The organism is Micromonospora sp. NPDC005206 (assembly GCF_040608175.1).
Lineage (GTDB): Bacteria > Actinomycetota > Actinomycetes > Mycobacteriales > Micromonosporaceae > Micromonospora.
In genome coordinates this window covers 1-10,629 of record NZ_JBEXHU010000053.1, presented here as the reverse complement: position 1 = coordinate 10,629, position 10,629 = coordinate 1, and the positions used below count along the sequence as shown (strand labels likewise).

13 protein-coding genes, 16 tRNA genes and 1 pseudogene are annotated in these 10,629 nt (G+C 68.1%); 29 read left to right on the top strand and 1 reads right to left on the bottom strand.

Going from position 1 to position 10,629, the window contains the following annotated elements:
- Positions 1-135 precede the first annotated feature (135 nt).
- From ABZU69_RS36395 to ABZU69_RS36315, 17 genes and pseudogenes are all read left to right on the top strand, one after another.
- Entirely contained in the window at positions 136-558 is a 423-nt protein-coding gene (locus ABZU69_RS36395) for a hypothetical protein (RefSeq protein WP_354968768.1), read from the top strand.
- Between the two features lie 16 nt (positions 559-574).
- Complete coding sequence (locus tag ABZU69_RS36390) at positions 575-961, top strand: hypothetical protein (RefSeq protein WP_354968767.1); 387 nt, start codon at positions 575-577, stop codon at positions 959-961.
- Positions 958-1,137: a hypothetical protein gene (locus tag ABZU69_RS36385; protein WP_354968766.1), complete on the top strand. Its 180-nt coding sequence runs from the start codon at positions 958-960 to the stop codon at positions 1,135-1,137. The genes ABZU69_RS36390 and ABZU69_RS36385 overlap by 4 nt, the downstream gene beginning before the upstream one ends.
- Positions 1,112-1,345 (top strand): annotated as a pseudogene (locus tag ABZU69_RS36380) (nucleotidyltransferase domain-containing protein); the annotation flags it as partial. The gene ABZU69_RS36385 and the pseudogene ABZU69_RS36380, both read left to right, overlap by 26 nt.
- A gap of 134 nt (positions 1,346-1,479) precedes the next feature.
- A complete protein-coding gene (locus tag ABZU69_RS36375; protein ID WP_354968770.1) occupies positions 1,480-1,809 on the top strand; it encodes a hypothetical protein in 330 nt (109 codons plus the stop codon).
- Positions 1,779-2,174 carry a hypothetical protein gene (locus ABZU69_RS36370; RefSeq protein ID WP_354968769.1) on the top strand — a complete coding sequence of 132 codons (396 nt, stop codon included), beginning with the start codon at positions 1,779-1,781 and terminating at the stop codon, positions 2,172-2,174. The genes ABZU69_RS36375 and ABZU69_RS36370 overlap by 31 nt, the downstream gene beginning before the upstream one ends.
- Before the next feature lie 210 nt (positions 2,175-2,384).
- Positions 2,385-3,464: an alpha/beta hydrolase gene (locus tag ABZU69_RS36365; protein WP_354968765.1), complete on the top strand. Its 1,080-nt coding sequence runs from the start codon at positions 2,385-2,387 to the stop codon at positions 3,462-3,464.
- Between the two features lie 196 nt (positions 3,465-3,660).
- Positions 3,661-4,896, top strand: coding sequence for an ATP-binding protein (locus ABZU69_RS36360; RefSeq protein WP_354968764.1), 1,236 nt, complete (start codon positions 3,661-3,663; stop codon positions 4,894-4,896).
- A 3-nt stretch (positions 4,897-4,899) separates the two neighbouring features.
- Positions 4,900-5,331, top strand: coding sequence for a hypothetical protein (locus tag ABZU69_RS36355; RefSeq protein ID WP_354968763.1), 432 nt, complete (start codon positions 4,900-4,902; stop codon positions 5,329-5,331).
- 120 nt (positions 5,332-5,451) lie between these two features.
- The gene (locus ABZU69_RS36350; RefSeq protein WP_354968762.1) at positions 5,452-6,420 is read left to right on the top strand and encodes a hypothetical protein; all 969 of its coding nucleotides are present in this window, start codon (positions 5,452-5,454) and stop codon (positions 6,418-6,420) included.
- 108 nt (positions 6,421-6,528) lie between these two features.
- The gene (locus ABZU69_RS36345; protein ID WP_354968761.1) at positions 6,529-6,660 is read left to right on the top strand and encodes a hypothetical protein; all 132 of its coding nucleotides are present in this window, start codon (positions 6,529-6,531) and stop codon (positions 6,658-6,660) included.
- 255 nt (positions 6,661-6,915) lie between these two features.
- A tRNA-Pro gene (locus ABZU69_RS36340) sits at positions 6,916-6,991 on the top strand.
- A gap of 1 nt (position 6,992) precedes the next feature.
- Positions 6,993-7,065: transfer RNA gene (locus ABZU69_RS36335), tRNA-Ala, on the top strand.
- 56 nt (positions 7,066-7,121) lie between these two features.
- Positions 7,122-7,194, top strand: a tRNA-Phe gene (locus ABZU69_RS36330).
- 47 nt (positions 7,195-7,241) lie between these two features.
- Positions 7,242-7,315 (top strand) — tRNA-Glu (locus tag ABZU69_RS36325).
- Between the two features lie 11 nt (positions 7,316-7,326).
- A tRNA-Gly gene (locus ABZU69_RS36320) sits at positions 7,327-7,397 on the top strand.
- Positions 7,398-7,406: 9 nt separating this feature from the next.
- A tRNA-Gln gene (locus ABZU69_RS36315) sits at positions 7,407-7,479 on the top strand.
- A 1-nt stretch (position 7,480) separates the two neighbouring features.
- Here ABZU69_RS36315 and ABZU69_RS36310 read toward each other — a convergent pair.
- Positions 7,481-7,900 carry an Lsr2 family protein gene (locus ABZU69_RS36310; protein ID WP_354968760.1) on the bottom strand — a complete coding sequence of 140 codons (420 nt, stop codon included), beginning with the start codon at positions 7,898-7,900 and terminating at the stop codon, positions 7,481-7,483.
- A gap of 111 nt (positions 7,901-8,011) precedes the next feature.
- Between ABZU69_RS36310 and ABZU69_RS36305 the strand changes: the two genes are divergently transcribed.
- The 12 genes from ABZU69_RS36305 to ABZU69_RS36250 form a co-directional block, all read left to right on the top strand.
- A tRNA-Leu gene (locus tag ABZU69_RS36305) sits at positions 8,012-8,087 on the top strand.
- A 13-nt stretch (positions 8,088-8,100) separates the two neighbouring features.
- Positions 8,101-8,176, top strand: a tRNA-Thr gene (locus ABZU69_RS36300).
- A 1-nt stretch (position 8,177) separates the two neighbouring features.
- A tRNA-Gly gene (locus ABZU69_RS36295) sits at positions 8,178-8,254 on the top strand.
- A 33-nt stretch (positions 8,255-8,287) separates the two neighbouring features.
- Entirely contained in the window at positions 8,288-8,731 is a 444-nt protein-coding gene (locus ABZU69_RS36290) for an HNH endonuclease (protein WP_354968759.1), read from the top strand.
- 37 nt (positions 8,732-8,768) lie between these two features.
- Positions 8,769-8,843 (top strand) — tRNA-Gln (locus ABZU69_RS36285).
- 80 nt (positions 8,844-8,923) lie between these two features.
- Positions 8,924-8,999 (top strand) — tRNA-Leu (locus tag ABZU69_RS36280).
- Between the two features lie 5 nt (positions 9,000-9,004).
- Positions 9,005-9,080: transfer RNA gene (locus tag ABZU69_RS36275), tRNA-Thr, on the top strand.
- Between the two features lie 124 nt (positions 9,081-9,204).
- Positions 9,205-9,277, top strand: a tRNA-Thr gene (locus ABZU69_RS36270).
- A 6-nt stretch (positions 9,278-9,283) separates the two neighbouring features.
- Positions 9,284-9,358, top strand: a tRNA-Met gene (locus tag ABZU69_RS36265).
- Between the two features lies 1 nt (position 9,359).
- Positions 9,360-9,443 (top strand) — tRNA-Leu (locus ABZU69_RS36260).
- A gap of 79 nt (positions 9,444-9,522) precedes the next feature.
- A tRNA-Ala gene (locus tag ABZU69_RS36255) sits at positions 9,523-9,595 on the top strand.
- 261 nt (positions 9,596-9,856) lie between these two features.
- Positions 9,857-10,629 (top strand): ISAs1 family transposase (locus ABZU69_RS36250; RefSeq protein WP_354968758.1); only part of this gene is annotated, 773 nt, incomplete at its 3' end.

Here is a 10,629-nt window from a genome sequence, read left to right as displayed (position 1 = left end):
CGCCGTGCAGACGCCGGTAGCCCCAGCTGGGATTCTCCCGAGCCAGGCGCAGTACCAGGGCACGGATGGAACGAACCGTGCGCGGCCGGCCCGGGAGCTTGGGCCGGGAGGCATCCGTGGGAGCGATACGAGCCGGTGCCGGGCACGCCGGAGATCGTGCTGGTCGACATCGACGGCACCGTGGCCCTCAAGGGCGACCGCAGCCCGTACGACATGACCCGCGTCAGCCGCGACCAGCCGAAACCCGCCGTGATCCTCGCCGTCCGCGCCATGCACAGCGCCGGCTACGGCGTCGTCTTCTGCTCCGGGCGGGACGAGTCCGCGCGGACGGACACCGTCGCCTGGCTGGACCAGCACGTCAAGGTGCCCTACCTCGCGCTGCACATGCGGGCGGTCGGCGACACCCGCGACGACGCCGTCGTCAAGGCGGAGATCTTCGCCCGGGAGGCCCGCGAGAAGTTCACTGTCGTCGGCGTCTTCGACGACCGCGCCCGGGTGGTGCGGATGTGGCGCGCCCTCGGCCTGACCGTCTTCCAGGTCGCCGAGGGCGACTTTTGAGCCGAGGGGAGTGCCGATGGCTCGCGTCGTCATCAAGATCCACCGCCGCAAGAATCTCTACGTCATCTGGAGCAGCGAGCGGGACCAACCTGTCGCGGTTGGCACCCGCCGCGAGGTGATGGGGCTTCTCGGCGGTGACATCCCAACCGGCCGGTGTCCCACGTGCCAGAGCTGGGTTCCGCGCGACGCCACCCCTGCCGCCGCTCTCGCCCGCGCCGACGAGCACGGCGGCTCGGATCGCTCGGTGCGGTTCGGGTGGTGGGACGACGAGCTGCTCCCGTACGCCATGGAAGGTCAGCTCCGCCGGACCGACCTCGCCAAGGCGGCCCGGCTGATCGCCGAGGGCCGCGAAGCCGAGGTCCGGACCCTGCTCGTTCCGTACGACGATGAGGACGCCGGATGAGCACCCCGAACGACTACCCCCGGGACGTGCCGCCCGACGTCCTCGCTGCGGCAGACAAGGCCTGCTGCCGGATCGTCAGCGGCGACCGGACGGGACCCACCCCGCGCGGCCGCGCCGAGTGCGGCGGCAACCCCGGCCTGTCACTGCGCGATGACGTGCACGAGCAGGGGAACTGAAGTGCACGTACTGCTGTCCGGCATTGTCGGCTCCAACGCCTACGGGCTGAACCGGCCCGGCTCCGACGTCGACCTCCTGGCCGTCGGCGCCGCATCCACGGCCGCGCTGCACGGCTTGACCTCGCCGAAGGAATCGCACGTCACGACGAAGCCCGACCGCACCATCCACGAGGCGAGGAAGTTCGCGATCCTCTGCATCGGCGGTAACCCCACCGTCTCCGAGCTGCTGTGGCTGCCCGAGGACCTGTACGAAGTCCGCACACCGCTCGGCGACGAGCTGATCGGGATCCGGTCGGGTTCCTGTCCGCACCCCGCGTCCGCGACGCGTACCTCGGCTACGCCATGCAGCAGTTCCGCCGGCTCAGCGAACGCGGCGACGGGTCCTTCTCGGCCGACACCCGCAAGCGCACCGCGAAGCACGCCCGGCACCTGGCCCGGCTCACCCGGCAGGGACTCGACCTCTACACCACCGGCACGCTCACGATCCGCCTCGAGTACCCCGAGTGGTACCACGACTTCGGCGACGCCGTCGCCGGCGGCGACCTCCAGATCGCGGCCGACCTTCTCGCCGCGGCCGAGCGGCAGATGGCCGCCACGAAGTCACCGCTGCCGGAGAGGCCCGACACGGCACCGATCGAGGCATGGCTGCTGCGGGCTCGCGCAGCCCACTGAAACCGGCCGTGAGCCTCGCCCGGGCCTCCACCGCCACCCTCGAAACGATCCGGCTCAACCTGCACCACGGGCTGCGCCTGGTCCTCGACCACCATGACGCCGCGACGCTTCACCGCGTCGGCGCGAAGGGCGCCGCACCGCCGGTCGAGTCCGGGGCCTCACCCTCAGCCTGCTCGTCGCCGTCGACGAGGAGCTGGCGCATCGCATCAAAAACCAGCGAGAGGACCCGCGATGAGCGCGAGTCGCCGGGACGGCGGGACTTGGAGTCCTGCGCCCGATCGCACGTCTGGGTGAACGAAACCCGGTGGCTCCTTGCTGGCTGGATCGGTTATCCGAAACTGTGTGAGAGCGTCAGCCGTCGCTGATGTGGGCACGATTGGGGCCTGCTCGCGCCCGGGCGAAGTCCAGTGAATGGCTTGATATCTATGAACATCACCGTAAGAGACCACAAGGTGGCTCACCTTCAGTGGTGGTACGAGACGGGCTTGCCTCCGCACAGTCCGGCGGACGTTGGTTGGGTAATCGACCTGTCAGTGCGAGAGTGGGATCCAGGCCTACCCGGTCCGGTCGTCCTCATGCTGCATGGCAGAAGCGTACCGGCTGCCCCGGTGTTCGCCCTTGGCGACGATGACACAACCGGTCGTTGGGCCCGCTACAACTGGGCCAACTACTTGGCGCGGTCAGGTTTCCGAGTATTCATCATGGACCTCCAAGGGTCCGGCCTCTCAACTCGCTCCCCACAGATGGACGTAGCCTGCAACGCGTTCAAAGGCGACCAGAGCAAGCTAGCGCCCTACCCGCTGCCTACAGGAGCTTGCGACGAGGACTATCCCTTTCCTCGTTACCTCAACCAGGTGGAAACCGACCTAGCTGAGCTCCATGCAGTCATCAGCTGGATCCGAGGAACCGCGGGCGTGCAAAAGGTTAATCTCGTCGGCCACTCCGCAGCCGCTCACATCGTCGGACCGTACGTAATGAAATGGCCGGACTGGGTGGAAAGCCTGTTCCTGCTCGCCCCCATCTTCCCACCTTATGGCCTCGGCGACCGACCCCCATTCATGCCGCCCCCGGAACCCCCTGTGCCGTACCCGCTGCCCCCTCTGCCGGATAGGTTTCGGTGCCCAATGTTCATCACGAGCAGAGATCAATTTATGGCGGACTGGAACGCTGAGGCGCCACAGCGGGAAACCGGCATCGAAGATTTCGTGTGGAATGAGATCATGAAACTTGACCCGGTCGGCGCAACATGGGGAAGCCAAGGCGTGATCCGATGGCGGAACTCGGCCTGGTATGGATGGACAAAGAGCAAGGTGGAGAGCAACGACGCGCTCGGCGTAAGCGTGCCGGTGGCTATTGTGTACGGAACCAGCGACCAACAGATAAATCAACTTTCATCCACGCTGCCATCCGTGCCCAGCGACACGCAGAAGCCAGGCCCGCCGTTCAGCGTCGAATGGCTATTCCGCGCGATTCCCGGCGATCGCAAGCTGATGGTCTCCATCGACAAGACCGGGCATTTCATGCCCTGGGAGACGCAGCACTACGTCCTGCATCGCTATTCCGCCGACTGGATCAGGAACAAGTCCATCGACTGGCAAAACAGCGGCGCTTGGCAGCGGGACACCTACGGCCAACTCGTCCCTGTCGCTGTATAGCGCGCTGGCCCGCACCCGGGCGGCCGGCCCGCGGGCGGATTCCTGGACAACGCCACCGCCCACCGGTTCCTTCAACGCGCGCAGGTGATCGGCGCCCGCCTCGTCTCGTCCCACGTCCGGTGACCACGTGTGCGACCAGCACGTCAGCATCGGAGCGGGCGGGCGGTGTCGTATGGCTGTGCCACGATAGGCGACTGTGACGAGACCCCGACGATCGTGGACCTGGCAGAACTGGGCGCAGGCCGCAGCTGACGTCGCATCGGGCGAAGTGCACGAGCACCAGCAGTTTGAGCTGAAGCGTGAGACCTACGGCACGGCCGAGAGCGCCAAGCGGGAACTGGCGAAGGACGTCGCGGCGCTGGCCGTCGACGGGGGAACCCTCGTCATCGGGATCGAGGAGAACCGGGACAGCGGTCGGGCAGCCGGCCTCACGCCGGTCGAACTGGCGGGGCAGGTCGAGCGGATCCAGCAGGTGTGCCAGAACCGGGTCGACCCACCGCTCGCCTTCACCGCGACCGACCTGGTCAACCCCGACGACCCCTCCACCGGCCTGATCGTCATCGACGTTCCGCCCAGCCCGTTCGCGCCGCACCAGGTCGACGGGCGGTACTACGGCAGGGCGGACCGGACCGTCAGGACGCTGTCGGACCCTGAGGTGATCCGGCTGCACCGCCTGCGCGACGCCTCCGAGGACAGCATCCTCGATGACCTGGAGCGGGCGCGGCGCAGCGCCGCGGCGCTCGACCTCGGGCTGTCGACGCTGGCGGTCGCGATCACGCCCATCCCCGTCATCCGGCCGGAGCTGGTGCGCGACGAGCTGGCCGACGGCAATAAGTGGCTCGGCGAGGTAGCCAACGCGGCGCAAGACCGCGTGAGGCGCATCAGCGACGGCAGCCCTCTCGCGCCCTTGGTCATGCAGAGCGCCAGCTTCCCGTTCAGCAGCCGCAACGGATACGCCACGCCGAACGGCTTCGCGTTCAGGTACAACAGCCGCGAGGACACGTACGCCTTCCTCGAGGTGGCGGAATCCGGCGCCGTGACGCTCATCGTGCGCGACGTCACCGACGGGGCCTCGATCGCCCGAGACCGACCGGAGTACGAGAAGTTCATCAACCAGTACGAAGCGGCCACCTTCACGGCCCTCGCCCTCGCCGTGTTCGCCGAGGTAGCGGAGCGCAGTGGCTTCCGCGGCATCGTCGGCCTGGGTCTCCGCCTGGACGGCATGCTCACCGTCACGCCGATGCGCGAACCGTCGCGCCGGACCTGGGACCGGCCCGTCCCGTACCCCGAGGACCACTACCAGCGGGTCACCAGCGCCACCAGCGTGGAACTCGACGGCGACCTGACGGCCGTCATGGACCGGCTGTACGGCCGGCTACTGCGGGCCCTGGGCCTCGGTGACATGCTGCGCCAGCGGCCGACCGAGTCGTAGCCAATGCGGGTTCGATACTTCGAGGGTTGGCTCGCCCACCTGCTCGCCGGCCAGCAGTGGGTCAGCATCGTTGCCCGGTTCACCGAGGGTGGCCCGAAGCCCGTCGGCCTGGCCGCCGACCCGAGGCCGGGTGGCGTGTCGGTCATGGTGCAGATGGCCCGCGGCGGGACGAATACGGGAACGGCTGCGGCGGACGCACCGGGGACCTGGCCGGGGAGTAGTGCTGAGGTCGAGCAGGTTGCCGTGCCGCGGGCGCCGGAGTCCGCCGCCGAATGGGCCGAAGCCATCGCCGCCGTCGTGGCCGGCACTCACCACCCCGACGTCAAGGACGTAGCGACCTACGGTGTTCCCGTCGACGGGAAGAGGCGCCCCGGAGTGCGAGTCTCGTTCACCGACGGGTCCGACATCTTCACCACCGTGCTGGATCCCCAGTAGACGACCCCGGACACCGCCGGAGCCGGGCTGTGCTGCCGATAACGCCCTCGCCTCGCGCCGGCCGCGTCCCCTAGGGTTTCGGCGCGTAGCGCCACCGCAGCGTCAGAGAAAAGGTGAGCCATGAACACAGTCATCGACCTCGGCAACGGAGACTCCCTCCAGATGGAGCCGGCCCGACGCGCCCTGAGCCTGTATCCGGGCGCCGGGGGCGCGCAGGTCGAGGTGGCGCTGAGGATCAGCAAGGCACAGGACCTGGCACCGGGCATCGCGTACCGGGTTAGCGCCCGGATGCACGTCGAGGACAACCAGCGCCGGCAACGGATGTTGTGCGCCCTGGACACCGCGAACCTGGTCACGCCGCTCGTGCAGGCAGGCGATGTGCGGCTGTCGGGCTTCGCCACCGACGAGCAGCTGCGCGCCGTCGAGCAGCTGCGCGCAGGCGGGGACCTGTGGGTGAACCTGAACCTGTCGGTCTATTCGCTGGAACAGCCGGGCTCTAAGGCACCCACCTCGGCTGACCCGGAGAAGGGCCGGACGGCGCGGCGGTCGGGATCGACAGGACTTCAGGCGGAGAAGGTCTTCGTGGAGTTGGCGGAAGCAGTCGCCAGGGCGCGCCCGTTGCCGCGGATGCGGACCGGGGACCTGAGGTTCGACATCAACGCCGGGGAGTGGGCGGCGCAGATGGTCAAGGTGGAGGCTGGGGCCTTCGTCGAACTGCTGGTGCCGCTGGCCAGGGGCGCGGACTACACCGACGCGGTGGCGGCGCTGCGGGAGGCGCGCGAGCTGCTCCGGCAGGGCAACATCGAACCGGCGATCGTGGAGGCCCGCAAGGCTGTGGAGCAGGTCCGTGACGCGTACGGCACACAGAAGCTGTTCGCCGCGGCGAAGGCGAAGACCCCGCGCCAGCGGACCCTCGACGAGCGTTGGGCGTTCATGGTCGAGGACCTGTTTTCGACGATGAGCGGCGCAGGCCACAAGAACGACGAGGTGACGAAGGACTTCGAGTACACCCGCGAGGACGCCGAGATGTTGATCGTCGCGACCGCCGGGATGCTCAAGCGACTGTCCGTCAACAGCGGCTCGCTATAGCCGGCCGCGAATCACATGAAGGTGCCTCGGAATATCCATTGCCATCCGAACGCGGTAGCGCTTACCTTGAATGAGCAAGGTCAACCCGACCAACCCAAGGAGTTCCCCGTGTCGCAGTACGCGTCCACCGAAACCACGCGGTTCATGCCGCGCGGCGGTGTCGTGCTGCCCTCGATCGGGCGAGCCCACGACCTCTGCGCGAGCGAGCAGAACTGGAAGCCGGGGTGGCGGCGCGAATAGCGTCAGCGCAAGCTGCGAAGCCGCCCACCCCGACAGGGATAGGGCGGCTTTTTCGTTACCCGAACAACTTCATAGGGGCGTAGCTCAACTGGTAGAGCACCGGTCTCCAAAACCGAAGGTTGCAGGTTCGAGTCCTGTCGCCATTGCTTTTCGTCCCGGCTGCGGCCGGCGGCGCTGCATATTCTTAACTCCACAGTGGATGGCATAAGCAAGACCCCCGGCCGGCGCCTGCACGGGCCGGCCGGGGGGCAACATCCGGGACGAGGGAGACGGCTGACCCGCTCGCTTTGGGAGCGAGAGACACGGGGTTCGACACCCCGGTCCCGGACCATGGGGTTGTAGCTCAGCTGGTAGAGCGTCGGCGTGGCACGCCGAAGGTCAGGGGTTCGAGTCCCCTCTTCTCCACCGGCCCGCCTGGTGACCGCATCGAAGATGGCGCGGGTACGAAAGTGTCACCGCAAGCCCGTCAAGCTCAGGCGGTAGAGCGCCGGTCTGAAAAGCCGGAGGTTGCCGGTTCGACGCCGGCGACGGGCACGTTGGCGGGTTCGCGGCCGCGCGACTGCGATCCCCGCCAGCTCCATGGGCCGTTGGAGCAAGCTGGCAGCTCACCTGGTTCTCAGCCAGAAGGTTACGGGTTCGAGCCCCGTACGGCCTACGCACGATCTCGCGGTACTAGCTCAACGGCAGAGCTGCTGACTTCCAATCAGCCGGTCGGGGTTCAATTCCCCGGTACCGCTCAACGCCAATCCGGGTTGCTCTGCTGGCTGGGCGCCCCGACTTTGGATCGGGAGGACGCAGGTTCGATTCCTGCACCCGGAGCTCACACTCGGCCAGCGGAGAACGTCGCCGCGGGGATCGCGGTGGTCGACTTGCTGGGGCGAGGACCCGACAGCGTTTGGTGCTGCTGGTACGCGTCGATGACCTTCGCGGGAATGCGTCCGCGTTCGGTGACCTTCTGACCGACCAGCTTCTCGTTCTTCGCCCACCACGCCCGGATGAGCCGTCGACGTTCCTGCTTCGCGGTCTGCGACTCCGCCGGCCGAGATACGACCCGGCCGGCAGCGTTCCGGGTTCGGCGACCGGCATTAACGAACTGCGCCAGCTGTTCCTCGAAGAGGGCCCTGTTCTTCTCGGTCAGGTCGATCCGGTACTCCACGCCATCGAGGCTGAAACGCACCTCCTGGGCGTCCGGCTCTCCGGTCAGGTCGTCGGTCGTCTGCACGAAGGTGCGGCGCGCCATGGGTCCCCCTCGGTCCTCGGATCAGGCTGCTGGGGTCGAGTTACAGGAGCGGAACTCAACCGTCCCTGAGTGGATCATCAAAGATCCGACGCCGCAACCTGCGGGAATCACGCCTCGGTAGCCCAACTCGGTAGGAGGCAGCGCACTCAAACTGCGCACAGTGCGGGTTCGAATCCCGCTCGGGGCACGCAGCACACCATGCCGTCGTAGCTCAGTCGGTCGAGCAGCTCCATGGTAGGGAGCAGGTCGCCGGTTCGACTCCGGCCGACGGCTCCACGCGGTTGTAGCTCAGCTGGTAGAGCGCGACGTTGCCAACGTCGAGGTCGCCCGTTCGATCCCGGGTCAGCCGCTCCAAGCACCACCGGCCACGAGAGAAGGGAGGGCCCGGTGGACGCCGTTCTCGTCCTCAACGCCGACCTGGGACCGCTGCACCGGGTCCCCGTCAAACACGCGATCCGGATGCTCATGCGCCAGGTCGCCGAGATCCACGAAGCCGAGCCCGACCGGCTCATCGGCGTCTTCCCGATGCCGCGAGTCCTCCGGCTCGTCCGGTACGTCGTCACGAAGTGGCGCTACACCAACGGGCCCGCGTGGTCCAAGGCCGGCGTGCTGCGCCGCGACGGCCACCAGTGCGGCTACTGCCCGGCGCCAGCGACCACCGTCGACCACATCGTGCCCCGCTCGCGCGGCGGGCGGAACAGCTGGAAGAACACGATCGGCGCGTGCTACGCGTGCAACCAGCGGAAGGCGGACCTGACCCCCGCCGAGGCGGGCATGGAGCTGCGGTTCCAGCCGTCGGTCCCCACCTGGTCCAGCATGATGCAGCGCTGATCACCGGCCGGCGAGACCGCGGCTCGCCGGCCACCATTCCCGGGTCGTCTATTCGGTAAGACGCCGCACTCTGGATGCGGAAAGCTGGGTTCGAATCCTGGCCTGGGAGCCACGGCAGGGCGCGCAAGCGGGTCGGCACAGGGTGCACCCATAGCCGCCGGCGAACCGAGAGGTGCCCCTGCCGCGAACAATGCCCTCGTAGCCCAACTGGTAGAGGCGCCAGGTCGAGGTCCTGGTCGTTGTGCACGTTCGAGTCGTGTCGAGGGCACTCACGCCGGCGTAGCTCAGAGGCCAGAGCACCGCCCTTGTATGGCGACGCGCGCCGGTTCGACTCCGGCCGCCGGCTCCACACCCCGGCGGGTCCCTCGCAGGCCGGGAGGCCAGGGAGAAGGCAGGGATGTCGCGCCCCTGCCGGTGATCCGTCGGTGAAACGGCGGCACCGTCCCGGCCCGCGAGAGACCCACCGGGGTCATGCCAGCGCAGCACGACTGGCGGTGCGCGCCCCTCGTAAGGGCGAGGTAGGGCGTTCGAGTCGCCCCGCTGGCTCTCCATGCCGACGTAGCTCAACGGCAGAGCATCCGGCTCATAACCGGAAGGCACCCGGATCGACACCGGGCGTCGGCACCACGCGCTCGTGGTGGAACTCAGGTAGACACGCACGGCTCAGAACCGTGTGCCGAAAGGCGTGGGGGTTCGACTCCCCCCGAGCGCACGCGAGGTCGAAGGCGGAGTGGAGCCGCCGCCCTGGCGCACCCAGGGAGAACCGGTTCAACTCCGGACGGCCAAGCCATGGGGTCGTAGCTCAGTTGGTAGAGCGCTGCTTTCGCAATGCAGAGGCCGGCGGTTCGACTCCGCCCGATTCCACTCACCGGCCCTGGCCGGTCCCATGCTGGCGTAGCTCAGCGGCTTGAGCACCCGGTTGTCAGCCCAGGGCCCCGGCAAAGTCGTGGCGGTGTCTGACTTGAGTGGACTGGAGTAGAAGCGCCGTTGTTGATGGCAGCAAGACGGGCATGACCGGTTCAGAAGATCATCAAGGTTCCTACGCCGTGTTGATCGCCGAAGTGAGTCATGCCCGCCCTGCCATCATCGCTGATCTCGTCGGTGTCGTGTGCACCGGCTCTGACCGTGTCCGAAGCCGCTGGCGGACTGCTCACTGTGCTGGCCCATCTGCCTGATCCGCGGGCCCGGCGAGGTGTGCGGCACCGGTTGACGGTCGTGGTGACCGCTGCGGTGTGCGCGGTGGTGGCCGGCAACCGGTCGTATAGCGCGATCGCTGAGTGGGTCGCCGACGTGCCGGCTGCGACCGCGCTCGCGCTGGGCATGGCCCCGGATCGGCGCCCGTCCGAGGCGATGATCCGCCGGTTGTTGCAGGCTATAGACCCGCAGGTACTGACTGCGGCGGTCAGCGTCTGGCTTGCCGACCGGGCTGCGGCCGGCGCGTCGGCGTCCCGGCGAGCGATCGCCGTCGACGGCAAGACCCTGCGCGGCTCGCGCACCACCGACAACGCGGCCCGGCATGTGATGGCCGCCTGCGATCAGGCGGTCGGCGTGGTCCTGGCCAGTACCGACGTCGACGGCAAGACCAATGAGATCACCCGATTCCAGCCGCTGCTCGACCAGATCGGCGACCTGCGCGACACCGTGATCACCGCAGACGCGCTGCACTGCCAGCGTGAGCACGTCGACTACCTCGCCGAACGCGGCGCGCACTGGATCCTGACCGTCAAGGGCAACCAGCCGAGCCTGCACAGCCAGCTCTCCGGTCTGCCCTGGCGGGCCGTCCCGGACGCCTTCCGTGACACGTGTGACCGGCTCTCCCGGCCTCGGAGTACTACGACGGCTCCGCCCCACCCCGATCCGATCGGTCGACAGTGGACCCAGCCCTTCCCACGCACAGG